The organism is Streptomyces sp. NBC_01217 (assembly GCF_035994185.1).
In the GTDB taxonomy this organism is placed as follows: Bacteria; Actinomycetota; Actinomycetes; order Streptomycetales; family Streptomycetaceae; genus Streptomyces.
Window position 1 is genome coordinate 7,448,922 of the sequence record NZ_CP108538.1, and the last position, 21,158, is coordinate 7,470,079.

The window sequence follows — 21,158 nt, forward strand, 5'->3', positions numbered from 1 at the left end:
ACGTCCCCGTACCGTCAACACGCTCGCTCCGTCGGCCGTCGAGGGCAGGCCATCCGGGCGCAGCGACGACCCCGGCGGGGAGCGGTCCGCAATCGCGGGAGCGACGCTATCAAGGCGCGCCGCCCCCGCATGCACCCTGGCGAAAGGCCTCAGGGGCAAGTGACCGGCGTTTGCCGGCCGCGCCTCTAGTTACAAGGGAAAACGTAGTCGGACGAGTAGTTGATGAAGAGGCTGCTGGAGGACGTTCCCATCTTTGCGGTCACCGGTGCGCAGGCGAAGCTGGAGACGTAGACCGGGCCCGCGTACTCGCTGAAGTTGCCCGTGTCGGTGTCGCAGCCCGTGCCGTCCACCTTGCAGACCTTCAGGTACATGTACCGCGAGGCGCCCACGTTGTTGTCGAGGATCGCGCAGCCCTTGCCGCCGTTCTCATACGCGAACAGGGTGGCCAGGCGCAGCTGGGGATCGGTTCCCAGCGGGAGAGGAATCCCCTTGCTCAGCGTGTATCCGGTTCCGCACACGTTCGCGGCGGCGGCCACGGCCTGCGGGTCGGACTGGGCGATGGCCCGGGTCGTGGCGTCGGCGGTCTCCGCGACCTGCACGGCGGCATTCTCGGACGAGGCGCTGGGCCGCTCCGCGGCCGACGCCTGCGGTGCGGCGAGAGCGACGACCGCGATGACGGCCAGTGCGGCGGAGACGGTGGACCTGAGTGTGTTGAACATGGAGTTTCCCCTCCCGTTGAAGCGGATGAACGTGATCGCTGCAAACGTTGGAAATTTATGCGGAGCCTGTGTTTTCGAGTAAGAGTCCATACCGGCCATCGGAGCGCGCAGAGGCGCTTCTGGCTCTGTGTATGTGCAGGTCGGGTGGGTGGGCCGCCGTAATGCACGCATAAAACGATCAATTTGGCTCGGCGCGGTGCACGCAGCGTTGTGGTGTGGCGCCGATCACAACATTTCCATGCCGTTGTGCTCGCGTGAAGACGCGAGGCGGGCAGCCGGGGCCGCCCGGGCAACTCCCCTTGAACGGAACTTAATTGGGGTGGCGCGAGGCGGGTGTCATCGGCCGGAGCCGGTATCCGTCCATGGCTTGAAAACAACCAGGGGTCGATGAGCTGCTGACAGCAACGGGTCGTGAGGCCGCGTGAAGGGAGCCTGCTGCTGCGCGAGGAGCTCCGCTCCCGGACGGGCGTGAAGTTCCTGGTAGGAACCGGTCTGCTGAGATCAAGTCCGCTGCCCGTGGCTTCACGTGACGATCAGTGTCACATACCGTGCACACCGCACTTCGACCGGAGCGTCATCGAGCACTTCTCCAGCGTGCGGGGAGCTGGGCGCCGCCGACGTCGCACCCGCAAGAATTGCCGACGGTACCCGGATCGCCCAACTCGCCGTCGACAACGTGCTGTCGAAGCGCACCCGCTACCGGTGTCTCCACTGATTCTTCGGAGCTGATGTGGCTGTGCCGCGCCCATGGTTATGGGCGCGGCACACGATCGGTGGGGTTAGCTGATGGCTTGGAAGTCTTGCCAGCCGCCGGTGCCGACGGCTACTCCGCTGAAAGCCCGGCGACCGCACCCGGAAAGACAACAGCTTCTCAACTCTCCTGCCGGGGAAAGATCATCCTCTATTCACGCCTGCCGCCCTCTGGGTACCATCCTGCCCCCAAGTTCGGACTTTTGTTCTATGTTCGGACCCATTGTTTGAGCGACCGTCAGGTTCGAGGGCGCGAGGCCGCTGAGTCATGCCGGCCCCGCCGCAGCCTTCGGTCGGCTCCCTGGCCAGAAGTGGTATTCCATTGCGCTCCAGACCCCCGGGGTCTCCCAGACCCCTGCTTAGACTCTCCCGCCTGACAGGCCGTTTGCTCCCGCCGTTGCTCGCCATGGCCTTGTTGGCGGGGGTGGGTGTGAGCACCGAATACACGGCACCGCCGACCGAGTTGGCCGCCGACTACGATTGGTACGAGGACACCGCCGCCGAGCAGTTGCGGCAGGATCAGTGCCTGATGAGCGACGTATTGCGGCTGGGCGGGCCGGCCATGGCCGTCAGCGCGCAGGACGCTCTCAACCAGAGTCCGGAGCGGCTGCGGGAGTTGGCGAACCGGGACTACTGGGAAGACACGCCGCTCGCCACCGCGTACCAGTCGGACCGGGATGCCGCATCTGCTGAGCTGGACCGGCTCGACGCGCTTCACGACAGCTGGAAGATATCCGGGCTCGAGACGCCCGGGGGCTTTGGTTCTGTCGCCGACTTCGAGTGGCCGCCCGGGACCAGCGGTGACGACGGTGAGGACTTCCATTCCCAGACCGGTCTCATGGGGTGGATCGCCGACCGGTTCTGGAAGGACGAGAGCGACTTCTACGAGGACGCGACTCCGCCGGCGGACGCGGAGACCGTCGCTGCGGTCAAGGCTCTGGGACAGCCGCTGTACGGCAGCGAACCCGACCCGTCCCTGCCGGACTGGGACCGACAGCTCGCCCTGCGGTCCGCCTACGAGCACCTGACGGACTGGAGCCTGGAGCCGACCGGCGCGGACAACGCCCGCCTCTTCCTGAGCTCGGGCGGCTTCCCGGACAAGGCGCCGGTGCCGGGTACCGCCGAGCACCGGGTCGCGGTCGAGGACCTCAAGTCCCGTTTCGCCGCCTGTGCGTGGCGTGATCCGATGGACCCGGAGAAGGTCCTGGGCGAGGTCTCCGCGACCGCCGGGGCGGAGTGGCAGCAGGAAGTCGGTTCGCAGGCCGCCAAGCGCAACGACATCCTGACCGCGAACAAGAACGCCGTCCAGGCGCTGACCATGGCATCCGAGTCGATGGGCAAGATACTCGGACACTCGTGGGTCGCCGACCACATCACCCGCTGGCAGGATTACTGGTCCTCGGGCGGCATTGGTTGGATCGGTACCTCCCCGATGGCCGTCCAGATCCCGGGTGCGACCGGCAAGTGCCTGGGTGTGCAGGGTTCCGGCACCGCGAACGGCACGGCTGTCGAGGTCGTCGCCTGCTCCACGGCAGCCGCCCAGCAGTGGAGGATCAACGGGGGCTACGGCGAGGGCTACAGCCTGCAGAACGTCAACTCGCAGAAGTGCCTCGACGTCGCCACCAACCAGACGAAGATCCAGATCTGGACCTGCAACGGCACGCCCATGCAGACGTGGAAGTTCAGCGCCCGGGTCAGCGCGACCCTGCAGAACCTGGGGGCGAACAAGTGCCTGAACTTCCCCACGTACACCGCCGGGCAGGACGCGCTCGCGGCCGCCTGCAGCACCGCTGCCACGCAGAAGGTGCTGTTCAAGGTCTCCGAGCACAACGGCAGCGTTCCGCCGTCCACGGAGTTCACCAAGGCGTCACAGCGGCTGAGCGCCGCGCGCGCAGGAGCGCAGGCCGAGCTGGCCGAGCTCAAGCGCCAGGCGACGGCCGCGACGGCCGCCCAGACCGCCAGCGCCACCGCCGAACAGGCGGCGTACGCGATCGCGGACGCCAACGGGGCGCCGCGGGGTCGCGGTCTGCTGGTAGGCCAGCAGAAGGCGCAGGTCACGCAGGGAGTAGCGGCCGCGGTCGCGGCGCTGGTGAAGGCCGGCGAGACCGCCGAGGCGGCCACCCGGGCGGCTGTCGCGGACAGCGCCACGATTGCCCAGCGGGCGCTGGCGCAGGCCGCGCAGTCCAAGGCGGAGTTCCGCAAGCAGGCGGCCTACCGGGCCGAACTGCAGGCCCAGGCGGCCGCGGACGCGGCCAAGCTGCACCGTGACAACGCCAAGAAGGACAAGGAGCTGGCCGAGGCCAAGCTCGCCGAGTCCCTGGCCGCGGAGGCAGACGCGAAAACGGCGGCGGCCGAGGCGCACGCCAAGCGGCTGAAGGCCGAGGCCGAAGAGGCTACGGCGAAGGCGGAGAAGGAGACCGCCGACCTCAAAAAGTCGGAGGCGGCCCAACACCGGCAGACCGCGGAAGCCGAAGCGGCCAACGCCGAGGCAGCCAAGGGCAGGGCCGAGACGGCGGAGGCCACGGCGGTGGCCCGGAAGAACGACGCCGAAACTGCGAAGGATCGTGCCGGGGAACTGCGCGACGACGCGTGGGACGCCCAGCAGAAGGCGGACGCGGCGCGCGCCAAGGCCGACGCCAAGGAGGCCTACGCCGAATCCCTGGAAGCGGGGGAAGCGGCGGACGCCGCGCGGGCGGCTGCCAATGAGGCCGACCAGCACGCGAACGACGCCGAGGCGGCGGCCGGCCGGGCTCGAACTGCGGCCGACGCGGCCACCCAGGCGGCAGCGGACGCGGACGCGGCGGCGACCCGTGCGGAGGCCGCCGCCAAGCGCTCCCGCGCAGCCGCGGACGACGCGCAGGCGGCAAAGCTGAAGGCGGACGCCGCGGTGCGCACCGCGACCAGCGCCGCCGCCGACGCCATCGACGCCTCCGAGCACGCCTCGGCCGAGGCCGCGTTGTCGGTCAAGGCGGCCAACGAGGCCGAGGCACAGGCGAAGACGGCCAAAGCCGAGGCGGACGCGGCCAAGGCCGAGGCCGACAAGGCCACCGTCGCCGCAGCGAAGGCGGCAGGGTTCGCCTATGTCACCGCGCAGGCCGCGGTGGACGCCGGGAACTCGGCCGCGCAGGTCGCAGCTCCCGCGAACGACGCGATCCAGCTCGGCTCGCCCTACGTCACCAAGGACTCGGCCGCCTCTCTGGTGGTCCTGTCCGGCCAGGCGGCGAAGACCATCGCCGAGCAGCAGAAGGCCGTCGCGGACGCCCACGCCGCCAACGCGGCCGAGGAGGCCGCGGCCGCCCAGATCATCGCCGACCAGGCACAGGGCGACGCCAAGGCCGCCTACCAGCACGCCGCGAACGCCGCCAAACACGCCGCGGACGCCCGCGGCTACTCGAAGGAGGCACTGACCTACGCGGCCGCCGCGGCGACCGCCGCCGCGAAGTCGCAGGAGTCACTGGCCCGCACCATCGGCTACCAGGCCCAGGCCACCGCCGACGCAGTGGCCGCCGACGAGGCCGCCGGCCGCGCCGAAGGCTACGCCGAAACCGCCCGCACCTCCGCCGACGCCGCCGCCCTCGACGCGGACGCCGCCCGCGCGGCTGCCACGCAGGCGGAAGAGTCCGCCGGCCAGGCCAGAGCCGCCGCCGAGCGGGCCGACGCCGCAGCGACAGCGGCCGAGGAAGCCGCCAAGGACGCCCAGGCGTACGCCGAATCAGCCCAGGAAGCCGCGACTCAGGCCGAGAACGCGGGGAACACCAAGCAGATCGAGACCGGGACGGTCCCGGACGACGCCGGCGGACTCATCGGTGGCGTGTTCTACGTCGTCGACCACATCGAGCAGGTCGGCGAACCCCAGATCCTGAAGAAGACCGAGGGCTGCGACGGCTGGTGGGACCAGCTCGCCTACGACGGCGACTGCACGATGACCCAGAAGATCGGGTACAAGGCCGACCTCGATCTGTACATGTGCACCACGGAGGTCTGGGAGAACTCGTGCTTCTCCGGGGACACGCTGTACCTGGGCGAGCACAAGACGGACACGCTGTACACCGAGGTCACGCACACCATCACGATCGCGGAGTACCAGCAGGGCATCGACCCCGTCGACATCCTCTTCGGCAGCTGGATCCGATGCGCCCAGAAACTCACCCCCGGTGGTGAGAACGGGAGCTGGGGCGGTTGCGCCTGGGCCGTGGTGGATGTGGCGGCAATGTTCGCCGGCAAGATCATCCGTCCCATCGCGGACGCCGTCCGGGCGATGGACGGTGCCGCCAGGACCGGAATCGGCTTCGTCGACGCGTGGAAGGCGCTGAGCGCCCTCAGGCTTTCCGATGCCGCCATGGCCGGAATCGCCGGGAAGATGGCGGAGAAGTTCTACGCCTCCTGCCGGAAGGTGTCGCGGGTCGCCTCTGTCGCGCCGAAGCCGCGGGTCGCGACTGTCGTTCCGATGGGCACCATCGGGAGTCCGGTTCCCGAGTATTCCTGCGTCGGGCTGATCGCGTACAACAGCACCGAACTCTCCAACATGGCCTATCGGGCCAGAATCGAGTCGGGTTTCGGTATCTTCGGCAACAGGAATGTGGCCGTCGCGAGGGTGCCGGGCTGGAATGACCCGAAGACCGGCGATCTCGTCATCGGTTTCAGTAAGGGGGGCGGGTTCCACGCGGAGGACGACATCCTCGCTCAGCTGGCCGCAAAGGATGTCTCACCGAAGCAGATCAACGCGCTCTACACCGAACGGCAGCCGTGCCCCGTGTGCGGACCGAATCTGGAGAACCTCCTCAAGGAGGGCACAGAGATCACGTGGTCCGTGCAGTGGGGATCGAATGGACTGATGAACAGGGCGTTCGAGAATGTTCTGGCGGGTCTGATCCAGGCCCAGGGGCGCCCCTAGCTCCTGATCTCGGCCGGCTAGGGCCTGTGTGATGCAATGGGGTGGGTGACCCGATGGGTCATCCACCCCTCCTCATGGCGAAATGACAGCAGGTAGTGATGTTCGAAATCAAAAAGGCGAGCGAGGCGGAGATCGCCGAACGGAACGATCTGGCCGGTAAGGTGGCCGAAGCGTTGGCGATGGCCGGGTTCACCGTGCATCGGGACGTAAACCAGGCGTCTGCCGCGCTGGGCGCGCTGGTCTGGGTGGACCCGGCAGATGACTCCAGGGGAGGAGTCTTCGTTCGATGGCTGATCAATCCGTCCCTCAATCGCGCTGCAGCGGAGAGTGCGCAGAAGGGTGAGATCCAGTCATCGGCGTTCCGGTATTTCGGCTTTGTGACCGAGCACATGTACGCGACGTTGATCGCAATTCTCGGATCCGCGGGATTTCAGGCCGGCGATGCCGACGACGACATGAGTCCCTACCTGATCCGCGTTGAAGGCTGATCTCCGAGGGGGCCGCCTGGTCTCGCAGTGGTCGCCGCGGCATACGAAGGCACCGTCTGCGTGCTGCAGTTCGTGTTCGGTCCTCGGACCGGCAGGCAGCCGAGGCGGTCCGCTGACGCATCGACTTCAAGTACGCGATGGTGCGCCACGAGGCGCCGCTATTTCCGGGCGGGGGTGAAAGACCCCCGCTGCTGGTCTGTCGCAGCAGGCCGGTGAAACTGAGGGCAGCCTGATCGCGGAGACGCGCGGGAGGGCGGCAAGCAGCCCTGACAACGACGGGACGTACTGGTACTGCCAGACGGTACGGGCCCGGCAAGCGAGACGAGAAGCCGTACGAGAGGAACCAGTGCCTGAAGCCTCGTAACACTTGAACCGGCTCGAACCTGGTGGATCTGGGCCGGGTGCAGTGCGCGTGACCGCCTAATCGCGGCGGTCGCGACTCCGCCGCTGGTGAAGTGCGCTGGCGCGGAGGCCATGCTGAAGGTCTGCGGCGTAGGCATGGCGATGCTGCCGGGGTACAGCTGGGCGGCTCACTCGACAACCGGATAGCGGTGAACGTGGGAAGCGGTCCGATGCCGCCCAAATCCCGGCAGCCAACCGGGCGGAGGGCAGGCCCGTCGTCGGCTGATGGCAGCGGATCGTGGCGGAGTCCTCGTAGTAGTCCGAGCGCGCGAGAGGCGCGTACATGGCGAAGGAGGACAGCAAGTCAGCAGCGGAAGAACTGGAAGGCCAGGAGGTGTCGTTGGTGAATACCGACGAGCTGGAGTACGTCCTGATGAGGGCGGAGCACCGGGTACTGGAGATCCAGACGAAGCTGCACCGGTGGGCCCGCGAGGATCCTCATCGCAGGTTCAGTGATCTGTTCAACCTCGTTGCCGACCCCGCGTTCCTTCTGGTCGCGTGGGTTCGGGTGCGGGGCAACAAGGGAGCCCGCACGGCAGGAGTGGACGGCGAGACCGCCTACTACGTGGAGACCGTGCGGGGCGTCGAGAACTTCCTCGACGGGCTGCGTTCCTCGCTCAAGGGCCGCAGTTTCTGCCCGCTCCCGGTCCGGGAACGGATGATCCCCAAGGCGGGCGGCAAGCAGCGCCGTCTGGGGATCGCGACCGTGAGGGACCGGGTGGTGCAGGCGTCCCTGAAACGGGTGCTGGAGCCGGTGTTCGAGGCGGATTTCCTCCCGTGTTCCTACGGGTTCCGCCCGAATCACCGGGCCCATGACGCGGTGGCCGAGGTCCGCCACTTCACCTCCCACTCCTACGAGTGGATCGTGGAGGGCGACATCAAAGCCTGCTTCGACGAGATCTCGCACGCCGCCCTGATGGACCGGGTGCGCGCTCGCGTCGCGGACAAACGCGTCCTGGCCCTGGTGAAGGCATTCTTGAAGTCCGGGATCCTCGGTGAGGACCGGGAGTTCAGGGAGACCGGCGCTGGAACCCCGCAAGGATCAATCCTCTCCCCGTTGCTGAGCAACGTGGCCCTCTCCGTCCTGGACGAGCATGTTGCCCGGGGCCCGGGAGGTCCGGCGAGCACCTTCAACGACCGCCAGAAACGCCGCCGTCGCGGACTGCCGAACTACCGGCTGATCCGATACGCGGACAACTGGTGCCTGGTCGTGTCGGGCACCAAGGCCGACGCGGAGGCGCTCAAGGAAGAGGCCGCCCAAGTCCTCTCCACGATGGGCTTGCGCCTGTCACCGGGGAAGACACTGATCACCCACATCGACGAGGGCCTCGATTTTCTTGGCTGGCGCATCCAGCGCCATCGCAAGCGAGGCACCAACAAGCACTACGTCTACACCTATCCGTCACGCAAGGCCCTCGCGGCCGTGATGGCCAAGGTCAAGGCACAGTGCCGCAGAACAGGCACGGACGTGCCGTTCGACACCCTGCTCATCTGTCTCAACCGGATGCTGCGGGGCTGGTGCGCCTACTTCCGGCCGGGAGTGTCGAGCGCGGTCTTCCAGTACCTGAGCTCATATGTCTGGGGCCGGGTGATCTGGTGGCTTCGGCGCAAGCACCCCCGGATGAACTGGAAGGACCTGCGCCGCCGCTTCTGCGGCGGTGGCTGGTGGCCGGCCAGCGAGGAACGGGATCTGTTCAGCCCGGCGAGAGTGCACACCACGCGCTACCGCTACCGCGGATCAGTCATCCCCTCCCCATGGCCGATCACGGGATGAAGGCAACCATCAAGGAACTACCGGGGCTTGTGGAGCGCCCGTTGCGTTGAGAGGCGCACGGCGGGTGCGGGAAGCGGCCCGGAGAAACGACCCGGCCGAAAGGCCGGGACCGCGCTCCGGGCCGACTTCACGCCATGGAACTGGACGACCCCGGCTTCCACCACAGCGTGCTGACCTCGCCGTTTCATTTGCGGCGGTTCAGGTGGTGGCCCAGAACACGAAATTGCCTTCCGAATTGGGACGATGAACCTTGTCGAGGGGTTCTGTCGTACCAAGCGGAAGTCACTTTCTGCGTGCAGGCTACTGAACTTGAACGGGTGTTGTCGGGGCAGCGTGAACGTGGTGGTACCCCGAGCCGCTCCGCGTGTGGCTGTCGCGTCAGGATGAGGACATGACCGAGAGTGAAGCGGATCTGCTGGCGTTGCTGCGTGAGCTCGATGATCCGGAGTGGTTGGAGTGGCCGCAGCACTACAACCGCGGTGAGACCGCAGCCCTCATCGGCGGTCTGGTGACTCGGCTCGAAGGTGACTTCGCAGCTCGCTGCACGGCAGAGCAGGACACTCAGGACTCCAGCGAGTACGGACGCGTCGTCGTGCCCGGGGACGCGACCGTATGCGGAACCCGGATCGTCGTCTGTGTGAGCAAGTTCGGCTCACTGGCTCTGGTCTGCGCGGACAACCCCGGCGCCTTCCTTGGGACTGAGGACGCCCAGGCCGAGGGCGAGCTGGACGGCGCTGACCTTGCCAAGGTCAATCGAGCGTTGGTCGAGCTCGGCTATGTGGTGGTTGCCGAGGAGCTGTTGGAGCTCGACTACGACGGGCCGAGCCAGCTGCCCGGGCACGTTCAGCGGCCCAGTTGGTGGCATCGCTTCTTCGGCATCTTCTGACGATCACGCCGGCAGGGTCAGGCCGGTGCCCGCCAGGCAGCCGTCGATCACCTCCGGCCGGTACTGCAGCATCTTGAGCTTGCGCTTCACGGCGCGGGTGACCTGGCCGAGGTCAGCGGCTGCAAGGTTGCCGAAGTCGCGTTTGACCAGGGACCAGATACCCTCCTGCGGGTTGAGGTCCGGAGCGTACGTCGGTAACTGGAACACGGTGAGCCATTGGGCGTTGGCCTCGAAGAACTCCCGCAGTGGTGTGACCAGGTGCATGCGCAGGTTGTCCCACACCAGCACGATCGGACCGCTGAGCTGCGCATGGGCGCGGAGGACCAGATCGCGGCAGCCGAAGCCCTTCGGTTCGTCCTTGCGGCCCCGGCACTCGCGGATCGCGTAAATCAGACGGGGCATACCTGCCGCGCGGGCCTGTGGCCTGAAGCTTCCCGGTCTGGTCCTGGACCTCGACGCCACGCTGATCACCTGCCACTTGGAGAAGGAACGCGGCGACGAGGCCCTGGACGCCTTCGCGGACATGGTGGACGCCTGCCGCCGAAAACTCGATGCCGGGAGCACGTCACTGGCCATCCTGACGTGGGAACTGGTCCGCCACTCCCAGATGCTGGACGCCGCCGGGCGTCGGGCCGGAGCCAGGGCGGCCAGGAAAGAGGCACTCGGTCTCCTCGCCGAACTGGGGGAGACGGGGGAGCGCAAGAGCTGGAGCAACATCCTGTCCTGGTGGACCATGCTGCTGAGCCTGTCGGGCCGCGCGGAGGAGCCGGCGGCGTCCGCCCGTACACCCGCACCGCCGTTCGGTTCCACCACCTGGTCGCACGACACCAGGCAGGCGTACGTCGAGGGCATCCCCGCCCTCGAAGAGGAGACCGCCCGCCTGACCGAGGCGGCCGCGGCCGACCCCCACCGCCATCTCCCGGGGCTGATCGCCACCCACCGCAGGATGACCATCCGTTCGGCGCTCCACCGGGAGAACCGCACCCACCGCATTCTGAAACCGCTCCGGCCGCTCTTCGACAACGGCGTGGCACTCGCCCGCCGCCTGGACGACCTGGGCGCGGAGGAAGGCCGGGCCCTGCTGGCCAGGGCCCTGACCGACCGTTCCATGTTCCTTCTCGCCGCCAAGCAGTACGGCGAGGCCCACGACGACTTCCTGGTGGTCACGACCCTGCTGGACTGAGCTGCCACGGAGGGGGGCGGCCACGGAGGCGTGCGGTGCGCTCAGTCCAGCGGGACGGTACGCAGCGCCCGCACGCCCGGCGCGGTCGGGACGTCCAACTGGCCCTTGTCCGCAGAGGATGCCGCGGAGCCCGCGCCCACCGGGGTGCTGGTCATCGGCCGGGACGCGGCACAACGTTGCTTCTCCACCTCGGACATGGGGCCGGTGCGCTGGAGCATGCGGTCGGGCACGGCACGCGAGGGGCCGTCGATGACCGCGTGCAGCCGGTAGTCCTCCTTGCCGCCGAGCGCCGTCAAGTCCTGGGGCTACAACGGTTTCGGCCAGCTCGGCAACGAGTCGCTGACCGACAGCAACGCGCCGGTCGACGTCCTGTGGCTCGAAGGCGTTGCCAAGCTCTCCGCCAACACCTACAGCAGCTTCGCCACCCTGGACGACGGCAGTGTCAGTGCCTGGGGCACGAACGACGTCGGGCAGCTCGGTGACGACACCCTGTTCAACCGGACCACTTCGGTGCCGATCGATGTCCTCCAGGGCGTCACGGACATCGCGAGCGGGGTGGACCACACCGTCGCCGCCCGCGACGACGGTTCGGTGATCGCCTGGGGCGCCGATGCCAACGCGCAGCTCGGCGACGGCACGATCAACTCCACCCGCAAGCCGATGACCGTCCTTCCGCCGGGCAGCGCCGTCCTGCGCGTCGCGACGACGGAGTTGGGCAAGTCCAGCTTCGCCTACTGATCCTGGCCGGCGGCGTCACGTCCCTGCCGTCCAAGCCCGGCGCGCGGCAGGAACCCTGCTCAGTGCGCCCCCCTCACTCCAATGGCCCACGCACCGTCCGCGGTTCCGTTCGTTGACCGTCTTCGGATTGTTCAATCCCCCGCGGGCTCCGCTCCTTGGGCCCAAGGGTTGCTCTGCGTACAGGAGTTACTCGGATGAATCTCAAGACTCTCTCCGCGTTCGCCGCCGTTCTGGCCCTGGCCGGCCTCACCGGTGCGTCCACGGCGGACGCGGTACCCGGCACGGTCTCCGGCGACGGAGGCAACCGCATCGGCACCCTGCGCGACAACGGCGATGCCTACGTGAAGGAGGGCGGCCTCAACGCGACCTGGGTCAAGGAGGCCGGGGAGATCAAGCAGGTTGCTCTGTCCGGCAACCGCATCGGAGTCCTCACCGGTGACGGCGTCGCCTGGGTGAAGGGGGGCGCTCTCAACGCGACCTGGGTCCGGGAGGCCGACGACGTCAAGCAGATCGCGCTCTCGGGCGACCGCATCGGCGTCCTGAAGGACAACGGCGACGCGTACGTGAAGGACGGCGGCCTCAGCGCCCCGTGGGTCCTGGAGGCCCACAAGGTCAAGGAACTGGAGCTGTCCCGCAACCGCATCGGCATCGTGAAGGGCAACGGCAATGCGTACGTGAAGGACGGCGGCCTCAGCGCCCCGTGGGTCAAGGAGTCCGGCAACGTCATCGGCATCGACCTGGCGGGCAACCGTATCGGTGTGCTCACGAGTGACGGCGTCGCCTGGGTGAAGGAGGGCGGTCTCAGCGCCAGGTGGGTCAAGGAGTCCCACGACGTCATCCAGCTCGAACTGTCGGGCCGGCGCATCGGCGTCCTGAAGGACACCGGCGACGCGTACGTGAAGGAGGGCGGCCTGAGCGCGGCGTGGGTACACGAGTACGCCCACGCCATTCAGATCGCCCTGTCCGGCAACCGCATCGGCGTCCTCAGGGGCGACGGCGACGCACGGGTCAAGGAGGGCGGCCTGAACGCGTCGTGGGTCCTGGAGGCCGAAAACATCATCGAGCTGGCGCTTTCCTGACGCCTGGCGCCTGATGTCCGGCGCCCGATGTCCGAGGCCTGACCACTGATGTCCGCCGCGCCGCGCAACGGAGTTGATCCGTTGTGCGGCGCGGTGTCATGTCACGCATGCCGCATGCCGCATGCCGCATGCCGCATGCCGCATGCCGCATGCCGTACGGCGTGATGGTTCACCCGGGTGGTCATGGGGGCGTGATCACCCGGGGCGGGTAGTCAGGAGATCGGTGCCACCCGTCCTTCCCGTACCCGAGCCTTTGAGGAGCCGTCGTGAAATTCGGGGTCTCGACCTTCATCACCGACCAGGGGATCAGCCCGACCGCGCTCGGAGCCGCCCTTGAGGAACGTGAGTTCGATGCGCTGTTCATCGCCGAGCACAGCCACATCCCGGTGGACCGCAAGACGCCCTACCCGGCCGGGGGCGAGCTGCCGGAGATGTACTACCGAACCCTTGACCCCTTCGTCGCCTTGACGGCGATCGGCGTGGTGACCGAGCGGCTGCTGCTGGGCACCGGCATCGCGCTGATCCCGCAGCGCGACCCGATCATCATGGCGAAGGAGGTGGCCTCGCTCGACCTGGTCTCCGGCGGCCGGGTGATCCTCGGCGTCGGTATCGGCTGGAACCGTGAGGAGATGATGAACCACGGCACCGACCCCGCCACCCGAGGCCGGCTCACCGACGAGCGGTTGCTTGCCATGCGGGAGCTTTGGACCGAGGAGAAGGCCGAGTTCCACGGGGAGTTCGTGGACTTCGACCCGGTCTTCGCTTGGCCCAAGCCCGTGCAGCGCCCGCATCCGCCGATCTACGTCGGCGGCGGTGAGGGCGCGTTCCGGCGGGTGGCACGGCTCGGAGACGCGTGGCTGGCCCTCAGTACGTCGCCGCAGGAGATCGGTCCGCAGATCGAGCGGCTGCGCGCGCTTGCCGACCGGGAGGTGCCGGTGGCGGTGTACGCGGTTCCCGACGATCCCGAGCAGGTCGAGGGCTACGGCCGTCTGGGGGTCGAGCGCTTGCTGTTCTACGTGCCGACGATGCCCGAACGGGAGACCCTGGAGTACCTGGACCGGCTGGTCGAACTCAGGGCCCGGTTCGGCTGAGGGGAGAGCCGAGGGGAGAGCCGACGGGAGACGGGTGCGATGCCCGCCCTGACGAGCGCCGAGGCACGGGAGCGGTTCGCCGTGGCGCGCATCGCCCACCTCGCGACGGCCGACGCGGCGGGCCGCCCGCACCTGGTTCCGGTGGTGTTCGCCCTGGACGGCGACGCGGTGATGCTGGCAGTGGACCACAAGCCGAAGCGGACGACGCGGCTCAGACGCCTGGCCAACATCGCGGCCAACCCGTCGGTCTGCCTGCTAACCGACCACTACGAGGACGACTGGGACCGTCTGTGGTGGGCCAGGGCCGATGGCGAGGCCCGCGTGCTCCCGCCGCCGGGCCGGTCGCCGCAGGCCGCCCGGGGCATCGGCCTGCTCACGGCGAAATACCGGCAGTACGCCGACCGGCCCCCCGGCGGACCGGTCGTCGAGGTCTCGGTCCTGCGCTGGAGCGGCTGGCGCGCGTCATGAGCCGGCACGTCACAGCCGGCCCGATCTGCGTTGCCGCAGCAGCAGCCACGCCAGGTAGACGCCGCCCGCGACACCGGTGACGACCCCCACCGGCAGCAGGGTCGTACTGGCGATCCGTCGGGTCGCCCAGTCGGCTCCGCCGACGAGGACCGCGCCCATCCAGGCGGCGGGCAGCACGTTGGGGCCCGCCGACCCGGTACGTACGTAGAGATAGCTGGTGGCCGAGCCGAGCACCGCGGACGCCCCGATGCCGACGAGTACGAGCCGGTAGCCGTGCACGCCCCTCTTCCATGCCAGCAGGCAGACGGCGGCGGTGGTCGCGAGTCCTCCGCAGACGGCGCCGATCGCCGTCTGCGGAGCGCCGGATTCGAAGAGGACGATGGAGACCAGCGCACCGGCGGATGCGCCGTTGCCGAACCCCGTGATGTCGGGGCTGCCCAGTGGGTTGCGGGTCAGGGACTGGAAGACGGCACCGGCCTTGCCCATGGCGAAGCCGACCAGCAGCCCGTCGAGGGCCCGGGGCAGCCTCAGCTCCCACACGATGAAGTGGGCACCCTGCGGCCCGTCCCCGAACAGGGTGCGGACCCCCTCGGCGGGCGTGAGCACGTACGTACCGGTGCCTATGGAGAACACCGTGACGACGGCGGCCGCGAGGACCAGCACCAGGCGGACGGTCAGGGACCATCGCCCGAACCGCAACGATCACAGCTGGGCCACCCTTCGCTGCCGCACCAGATGAATGAAGCGGGCGGGCGCGCTTCCTGGGGCCGTACGGAAAGGTGCGGCGCGGAGCCCGGGCGTGCAGGAAGCGGAATCGCGGGAAGGCGTGAAGCGGAGCTGCGGGCGCGCTTAAGAAATCCTCGATGGACCTGTGGCGCGGGGTGCGGCAGATTTCTCCGTGACGGCAGAGGATGGTGCGCGGCAGCCGATCGACGCGTGCTGCCATGCCGTCCCTCTCATTCTTCCCCGGGCCGCAGGCTTTCTCAGGGCTGCCCCCGGCCCGGGGTACTCAACGCCGCACCAGCGCAGGGAGCCGCAGCCGTGAAGGCACTCGTGAAGCAGAAGGCCGAGCCGGGACTCTGGCTGATGGACGTGCCCGAGCCGGAGATCGGCCCCTCGGACGTACTGATCAAGGTGCTCCGCACCGGCATCTGCGGCACGGATCTGCACATCCGGAACTACGACGGCTGGGCCCAGCAGGCCGTACGCACCCCGCTCGTCCTCGGACACGAGTTCGTCGGCGAGGTCGCGGAGACCGGCGCCGACGTCGTCGACATCAACGTCGGCGACCTGGTCAGCGGCGAGGGCCACCTGGTCTGCGGGAAGTGCCGCAACTGTCTGGCAGGCCGCCGCCACCTGTGCCGCGCCACCCTCGGGCTCGGCGTCGGCCGGGACGGGGCGTTCGCCGAGTACGTCGCGCTGCCCGCGTCCAACGTGTGGGTGCACCGGGTTCCCGTCGACCTCGACATCGCCGCGATCTTCGACCCGTTCGGCAACGCCGTGCACACCGCGCTCTCGTTCCCGCTGGTCGGTGAGGACGTCCTGATCACCGGCGCCGGACCGATCGGCATCATGGCCGCCGCCGTCGCCAAGCACGCGGGCGCCCGCAATGTCGTCATCACCGACGTCAGCGAGGCCCGGCTGGAGCTGGCCAGGAAGGTCGGCGTCAGCCTCGCCCTCAACGTCGGCGAGCAGACCATCGCCGACGGTCAGCAGAAGCTCGGCCTGCGCGAGGGCTTCGACATCGGCCTGGAGATGTCCGGCCGCCCCGAGGCGATGCGCGACATGATCGCGAACATGACGCACGGCGGCCGGATCGCCATGCTCGGACTGCCGTCCGAGGAGTTCCCCGTCGACTGGTCCCGCATCGTCACCTCGATGATCACGATCAAGGGCATCTACGGCCGCGAGATGTACGAGACCTGGTACGCCATGTCCGTACTGCTGGAGGGCGGCCTCGACCTCGCCCCCGTGATCACCGGCCGGTACGGGTACCGGGACTTCGAAGCGGCCTTCGACGACGCGGCGAGCGGCCGCGGCGGCAAGGTCATCCTCGACTGGACCTCCTGACCACCCGTATCCAGCTATCGAGCCGGGAGACACCCTTATGTTCGACTCCGTACGCGACGACATGCGCACCACCCTCGACGAGATCAAGGCCGCCGGGCTCCACAAGCCCGAGCGCGTGATCGGCACCCCGCAGTCCGCGAGCGTCGCCGTCACCGCGGGCGGCCGCCCCGGTGAGGTGCTCAACTTCTGCGCCAACAACTACCTGGGCCTCGCCGACCACCCCGAGGTGATCTCCGCCGCACACGAGGCGCTGGACCGCTGGGGCTACGGAATGGCCTCGGTCCGCTTCATCTGCGGCACCCAGGAGGTCCACAAGGAGCTGGAGCAGCGGCTCTCCACGTTCCTCGGCCAGGAGGACACGATCCTCTACTCCTCCTGCTTCGACGCCAACGGCGGTGTCTTCGAGACCATCCTCGGCCCGGAGGACGCGGTCATCTCCGACGCCCTCAACCACGCCTCCATCATCGACGGCATCCGCCTCTCCAAGGCCAAGCGCTTCCGCTACGCCAACCGCGACATGGCCGACCTGGAGACGCAGCTCAAGGAGGCCTCCGGGGCCCGGCGCCGGCTCGTCGTCACCGACGGCGTGTTCTCGATGGACGGGTACGTCGCCCCGCTGCGCGAGATCTGCGACCTGGCCGAGCGCTACGACGCCATGGTCATGGTCGACGACTCGCACGCCGTCGGATTCGTCGGCCCCGGCGGCCGCGGCACCCCCGAGCTGCACGACGTCATGGACCGTGTCGACATCATCACCGGCACCCTCGGCAAGGCGCTCGGCGGTGCGTCCGGCGGTTACGTCGCGGCCCGCGCCGAGATCGTAGCCCTGCTGCGCCAGCGCTCGCGCCCGTACCTCTTCTCCAACTCGCTCGCCCCGGTCATCGCGGCGGCCTCGCTCAAGGTCCTGGACCTGCTGGAGGCCGCGGGCGACCTGCGCGAGCAGCTCAACGCCAACACCGCGCTCTTCCGTACCCGGATGACCGAGGAAGGCTTCGACATCCTGCCCGGCGACCACGCCATCGCCCCCGTCATGATCGGGGACGCGGCGAAGGCAGGCCGGATGGCGGAGCTGCTCCTGGAGCGCGGTGTGTACGTGATCGGGTTCTCCTACCCGGTCGTCCCGCAGGGCGCGGCCCGTATCCGCGTCCAGCTCTCCGCCGCGCACTCCACGGCGGATGTGAACCGCGCCGTGGACGCGTTCGTCGACGCGCGGGCCGCGCTGGGGGAGTAGCGCCTGTCGGCGGGTGTCGTCCGGGCCCTTCGTGACCTGGGACAATGGGGCACATGATCGATGCACGGCGGCTGCGCATTCTCCGTGCGGTGGCGGACCACCGTACGGTGACCGCCGCGGCCGCCGCGCTGTATCTCACGCCCTCCGCGGTGTCCCAGCAGCTTGCCGCGCTTGAGCAGGAGACCGGGCACCGGCTGGTGGACCGCGGCGCGCGCGGCGTCCGGCTCACAGCCGCAGGGGAGATCCTGCTGACCCATGCCAACGCGGTGCTGGCCCAGCTGGAACGGGCGGAGGCGGAGCTTGCCGCCTACAGCGCGGGGGACGCCGGTACGGTCACGGTCGCCGCGTTCGCCACCGGCATCGGCCTGGTCCTCGCCCCCGCGATCGCCGAACTGACGCTCACCGCGCCCGGCATCCGGGTCCGGGTCCAGGACGCGGAGGGCGATGCGAGTGTGCCGATGGTGCTGGACCGGCAGGTCGATGTCGCGGTCGCCGTCGAGTACCGGGGCGCACCGGACGAGGACGACCGGCGGCTGACCCGGGTACCGCTGTACTCGGAACCGTTCGACGCCGTACTGCCGGTCGGGCACCGGCTCGCCGACCAGGAACAGGTGGCGATCGCCGACCTGGAGAAGGACCCGTGGATCGGCCCTTACCCCGGCAACCCGTGCCATGACGTGGTGGTCCTGGCCTGCGAGTTCGCCGGTTTCCAGCCGAGGCTGGAGCATTCCTCGGACGATTTCCGTGCGGTGGTCGCCCTGGCCGGTGCGGGTGCCGGGGTGGCGCTGGTGCCGCGGTCGGCGCTGCGGGGGATGGAGCTTGCGGGGGTGGTGGTGCGTCCGGTGGAGGGCAGCGCCCCGACCCGCCGTGTCTTCGCCGCGGTGCGGCACGGCGCGGAGGGGCACCCGCTGATCGCACCGGTGCTCGACGCACTGGCCGCGGCGGCGGTACGGGAAGCGGCACTGCCGCTGCCTGCTTCACCGGAGACATCGACCCCACCGCGACGTCTCACCTGATGTGACAGATGGCCGTGCAGCACGCCGAGGCCGGAGCGGACGTCGTCTCGCCTCCTGTGACGCTTGACGGATCGGTGCGAACGGTACGGGCTGCGCCGGTCGACGCCGGGACGGGCAGCCAAGCACCTCGGCGCCGACTCCGGCATCGTCTTCCAGGCAGCCGATGCCGACATGTGGCTCGACACGTGCAGCGGATCGCCGAGGCACTCTTCCACCCGGACGATCTGCAACTCGACCGGCCGGCCGCACTTCCCGCACCCGGAGTGCACTCCTGTGCGCGGCACCGCCAACCGCCGTCCGGAGCAACTTGCCGCGGGTGAGGACGACGTCCTGCGCGGGTGCAGGGAGCAGGAACGCGCCGAGTTCAACCGGTCCATTGAACGGGGACCATCCCCGTACCCGTGGGGATGGTCCCTTACGTGCCCTGCGGGGCCGGCAGCGTTCGTCCCAGGCGGGCGAGCGGGGAGAGGGCCATCAGCAGCGGGGACAGCATCATGCCGGTGGCTGTCACCAGGAGGCCGGCGCGCAGACCCCACTCCTGCGCGAGGAAGCCGCCGAGCAGTGAGCCGAGCGGGGTCAGTCCCATGCCGACGAACGTGATGGAGGCGACCGCGCGGCCCTGCATCCCGTCCGGAGTGACGGCCTGCCGGACGGCCATGACCGTGACGTTCACCAGCTGGCCGAAGGTGCCGAACACGAAGTTGACCGCGACCAGGGCGGGGATCGTCACCGCCGAGGCGCCGTGCAGCGCGGGCACGCACAGCATCACGCCGTCGCCGAGTGCCGCCGCGGAGATGAGCACCGTGCCGTGACCGAACCGGCCGGGGAGGCGGGCCGCGAGCAGCGAGCCCAGGATCGCGCCCGGTCCCGTCGCCGCGAGCGTCAGCCCGACGGCGGTGCCCGACAGGTGCAGTTCCCGGGTCAGGAAGAGCAGATGGACGGTCATCATGGCCGCGAAGGAGAACTGGAAGGCACCCGAGGCGAGGCCCACGGCCCGCAGTGAGGCGTTACCGACGACGAAGCGGAGGCCCTCAAGGATCCGCCGCCGGACCCGAGGAGAGCGTTCCGGCCGTCGCGGGACCGACTCGTGGCGGCGGATCCGCCTGATCGACAGGAACGACAGCGCGAAGAACAGCGCACCGGCCGCGGCGGCGATCGGTGCCGACAGCAGCGACACCAGCATGCCGCCCAGGGCGGGGCCCCCGATCTGGGCCGCGGACCGGCTGCCTTCGAGTGCGCTGTTTCCTCGCACCAGCTGATCACGTTTCACCAGTCGTACGAGAGACGTCTGGTAGGCCACGTCGAAGAACACGGACAGGGCCCCGACGGCGAAGGCAACCATGAACAGAGCCGGCAGGCCGAGTCCGCCCAGGAGGCCGGCCACGGCGGCTCCGCCCAGCGCGAGGGCGCGGCCGAGGTCCGCCAGTGCCATCACAGTGCGGGTCCGCCATCTGTCCACCCACGCGCCGACGAAGAGCGAGAGCAGCAGGATCGGTGCCTGTCCCACCGCGCGGAGGACGCCCAGCCGGCCGGCATCGGTGTCGAGCGTCAGTACGGCGATCAGCGGCAGGACCACCAGGCTGGCGTGCTCGCCGAGCTGGGAGGCCGTCTGGCCCACCCAGAGTCTGCGGAAGTCGCCGTCCCGCCACGGACCTGGCGGCACACGTCGATGAGATACGGATTCGGATCCGGCGGAAGCGGACGGCACAGAAACCCCTTGAATTGCCGCGGACGAGACCCGCCACCGGGCGCACGGCAGGTGCACCGACTGGGTTCAGGCGGGGAAAAGGCTCGCTGTGCCGCGTATCAAGGGCAGCACGCGATGACAGGCCGCTCACGGCCTACGACGTCAACGCGCGCTCGGACGACCGGGCATGTCTCGCTCCTCATGGGTCACTTGCCGCCCCGCACACTAGTCCGCGGCAGCCCGACGTGAAAGGCGATTACGGGCCGGGCCGATCAGTTCCTCCGGGTGCTTTCCCGCCGTAGGCGCTTTCCGGCCCGAGGCCGAAACAGGGGTGTGATACTGGTGAGCTCGCGTAATCAACTGTCGCGAGTTCTCCGCTGTGCTGGGTGCGTTCGTGATCTTGCGTGATCTCTAAGGGCCATGTCGGCTGGTTGCTCGGGACCGCCGACCAGCCTGGTCGTGTGACGCACTGATAGGTGAGCCCCCGGCAACAGCAGGCGGCAGCCTCCTCGGCCGACCGCGTTCGCGCGTCAAGGTGGAGCCAGCACCTGTGGAGAAAGGGGCCCGAGTGTCATCAGCTCGCCGCGACGGCAAGGTGGCGGGTGCGTAACTGACCTACGCGGCGGTCGGACATAGGCTCGTCTCATGGATGAGTTTCTGCCGCTTCTGGTAGTCGCCGGTG

At 69.0% G+C, this 21,158-nt stretch carries 16 protein-coding genes and 1 pseudogene; 12 read left to right on the top strand and 5 right to left on the bottom strand.

Annotation, left to right across the window (positions count from 1 at the left end):
* Positions 1–185 precede the first annotated feature (185 nt).
* Positions 186–719, bottom strand: a complete 534-nt coding sequence (locus OG507_RS33305; RefSeq protein ID WP_327370811.1) for a hypothetical protein — start codon at positions 717–719, stop codon at positions 186–188.
* 1,156 nt (positions 720–1,875) lie between these two features.
* Between OG507_RS33305 and OG507_RS33310 the strand changes: the two genes are divergently transcribed.
* From OG507_RS33310 to OG507_RS33325, 4 genes are all read left to right on the top strand, one after another.
* The gene (locus OG507_RS33310; RefSeq protein WP_327370812.1) at positions 1,876–6,363 is read left to right on the top strand and encodes a nucleic acid/nucleotide deaminase domain-containing protein; all 4,488 of its coding nucleotides are present in this window, start codon (positions 1,876–1,878) and stop codon (positions 6,361–6,363) included.
* 98 nt (positions 6,364–6,461) lie between these two features.
* Positions 6,462–6,851 (top strand): hypothetical protein, encoded by a 390-nt coding sequence (locus tag OG507_RS33315; protein WP_327372185.1) that lies wholly within the window; start codon positions 6,462–6,464, stop codon positions 6,849–6,851.
* A gap of 685 nt (positions 6,852–7,536) precedes the next feature.
* Positions 7,537–9,027 carry a group II intron reverse transcriptase/maturase gene (ltrA, locus tag OG507_RS33320; protein ID WP_327370813.1) on the top strand — a complete coding sequence of 497 codons (1,491 nt, stop codon included), beginning with the start codon at positions 7,537–7,539 and terminating at the stop codon, positions 9,025–9,027.
* 391 nt (positions 9,028–9,418) lie between these two features.
* Positions 9,419–9,913 (top strand): hypothetical protein, encoded by a 495-nt coding sequence (locus tag OG507_RS33325; protein WP_327370814.1) that lies wholly within the window; start codon positions 9,419–9,421, stop codon positions 9,911–9,913.
* A gap of 3 nt (positions 9,914–9,916) precedes the next feature.
* Here OG507_RS33325 and OG507_RS33330 read toward each other — a convergent pair.
* Positions 9,917–10,309 (bottom strand): annotated as a pseudogene (locus OG507_RS33330) (transposase); the annotation flags it as partial.
* Positions 10,310–10,391: 82 nt separating this feature from the next.
* On the opposite strand from OG507_RS33330, the gene OG507_RS33335 reads away from it, so the two are divergent.
* Positions 10,392–11,096, top strand: coding sequence for a hypothetical protein (locus OG507_RS33335; protein ID WP_327370816.1), 705 nt, complete (start codon positions 10,392–10,394; stop codon positions 11,094–11,096).
* A gap of 41 nt (positions 11,097–11,137) precedes the next feature.
* Here the strand turns inward: OG507_RS33335 and OG507_RS33340 are convergent, their stop codons facing one another.
* Positions 11,138–11,392 (bottom strand): hypothetical protein, encoded by a 255-nt coding sequence (locus tag OG507_RS33340; RefSeq protein ID WP_327370817.1) that lies wholly within the window; start codon positions 11,390–11,392, stop codon positions 11,138–11,140.
* Here OG507_RS33340 and OG507_RS33345 point away from each other — a divergent pair.
* From OG507_RS33345 to OG507_RS33360, 4 genes are all read left to right on the top strand, one after another.
* Positions 11,373–11,834: an RCC1 domain-containing protein gene (locus tag OG507_RS33345; RefSeq protein ID WP_327370818.1), complete on the top strand. Its 462-nt coding sequence runs from the start codon at positions 11,373–11,375 to the stop codon at positions 11,832–11,834. The genes OG507_RS33340 and OG507_RS33345 overlap by 20 nt on opposite strands.
* Positions 11,835–12,028: 194 nt before the next feature.
* On the top strand, positions 12,029–12,913 hold the full coding sequence (locus tag OG507_RS33350; protein WP_327370819.1) for a peptidase S1: 885 nt from the start codon (positions 12,029–12,031) through the stop codon (positions 12,911–12,913).
* 266 nt (positions 12,914–13,179) lie between these two features.
* Positions 13,180–14,004, top strand: a complete 825-nt coding sequence (locus tag OG507_RS33355; protein WP_327370820.1) for an LLM class F420-dependent oxidoreductase — start codon at positions 13,180–13,182, stop codon at positions 14,002–14,004.
* A 39-nt stretch (positions 14,005–14,043) separates the two neighbouring features.
* Positions 14,044–14,472, top strand: coding sequence for a TIGR03668 family PPOX class F420-dependent oxidoreductase (locus OG507_RS33360; RefSeq protein WP_327370821.1), 429 nt, complete (start codon positions 14,044–14,046; stop codon positions 14,470–14,472).
* A gap of 9 nt (positions 14,473–14,481) precedes the next feature.
* Here the strand turns inward: OG507_RS33360 and OG507_RS33365 are convergent, their stop codons facing one another.
* Positions 14,482–15,171, bottom strand: coding sequence for a FecCD family ABC transporter permease (locus OG507_RS33365; RefSeq protein ID WP_442811057.1), 690 nt, complete (start codon positions 15,169–15,171; stop codon positions 14,482–14,484).
* 342 nt (positions 15,172–15,513) lie between these two features.
* On the opposite strand from OG507_RS33365, the gene tdh reads away from it, so the two are divergent.
* The 3 genes from tdh to OG507_RS33380 are packed head-to-tail and all read left to right on the top strand — an operon-like array spanning position 15,514 to position 18,789.
* Entirely contained in the window at positions 15,514–16,542 is a 1,029-nt protein-coding gene (gene tdh, locus OG507_RS33370) for an L-threonine 3-dehydrogenase (RefSeq protein ID WP_327370823.1), read from the top strand.
* A 37-nt stretch (positions 16,543–16,579) separates the two neighbouring features.
* The gene (locus tag OG507_RS33375; RefSeq protein ID WP_327370824.1) at positions 16,580–17,773 is read left to right on the top strand and encodes a glycine C-acetyltransferase; all 1,194 of its coding nucleotides are present in this window, start codon (positions 16,580–16,582) and stop codon (positions 17,771–17,773) included.
* 53 nt (positions 17,774–17,826) lie between these two features.
* A complete protein-coding gene (locus OG507_RS33380; protein WP_327370825.1) occupies positions 17,827–18,789 on the top strand; it encodes a LysR family transcriptional regulator in 963 nt (320 codons plus the stop codon).
* A 415-nt stretch (positions 18,790–19,204) separates the two neighbouring features.
* Here the strand turns inward: OG507_RS33380 and OG507_RS33385 are convergent, their stop codons facing one another.
* Positions 19,205–20,452 (bottom strand): MFS transporter, encoded by a 1,248-nt coding sequence (locus OG507_RS33385; protein ID WP_327370826.1) that lies wholly within the window; start codon positions 20,450–20,452, stop codon positions 19,205–19,207.
* Positions 20,453–21,158 lie beyond the last annotated feature (706 nt).

What these genes read in the sequence shown, in the direction of transcription:
- OG507_RS33305 (WP_327370811.1), bottom strand. Translation starts at nt 719, where the DNA reads ATGTTCAACACACTCAGGTCCACCGTCTCCGCCGCACTGGCCGTCATC.
- OG507_RS33310 (WP_327370812.1), top strand. Translation starts at nt 1,876, where the DNA reads ATGGCCTTGTTGGCGGGGGTGGGTGTGAGCACCGAATACACGGCACCG.
- OG507_RS33360 (WP_327370821.1), top strand. Translation starts at nt 14,044, where the DNA reads ATGCCCGCCCTGACGAGCGCCGAGGCACGGGAGCGGTTCGCCGTGGCG.
- ltrA (WP_327370813.1), top strand. Translation starts at nt 7,537, where the DNA reads ATGGCGAAGGAGGACAGCAAGTCAGCAGCGGAAGAACTGGAAGGCCAG.
- OG507_RS33375 (WP_327370824.1), top strand. Translation starts at nt 16,580, where the DNA reads ATGTTCGACTCCGTACGCGACGACATGCGCACCACCCTCGACGAGATC.
- OG507_RS33325 (WP_327370814.1), top strand. Translation starts at nt 9,419, where the DNA reads ATGACCGAGAGTGAAGCGGATCTGCTGGCGTTGCTGCGTGAGCTCGAT.
- OG507_RS33315 (WP_327372185.1), top strand. Translation starts at nt 6,462, where the DNA reads ATGTTCGAAATCAAAAAGGCGAGCGAGGCGGAGATCGCCGAACGGAAC.
- OG507_RS33350 (WP_327370819.1), top strand. Translation starts at nt 12,029, where the DNA reads ATGAATCTCAAGACTCTCTCCGCGTTCGCCGCCGTTCTGGCCCTGGCC.
- OG507_RS33380 (WP_327370825.1), top strand. Translation starts at nt 17,827, where the DNA reads ATGATCGATGCACGGCGGCTGCGCATTCTCCGTGCGGTGGCGGACCAC.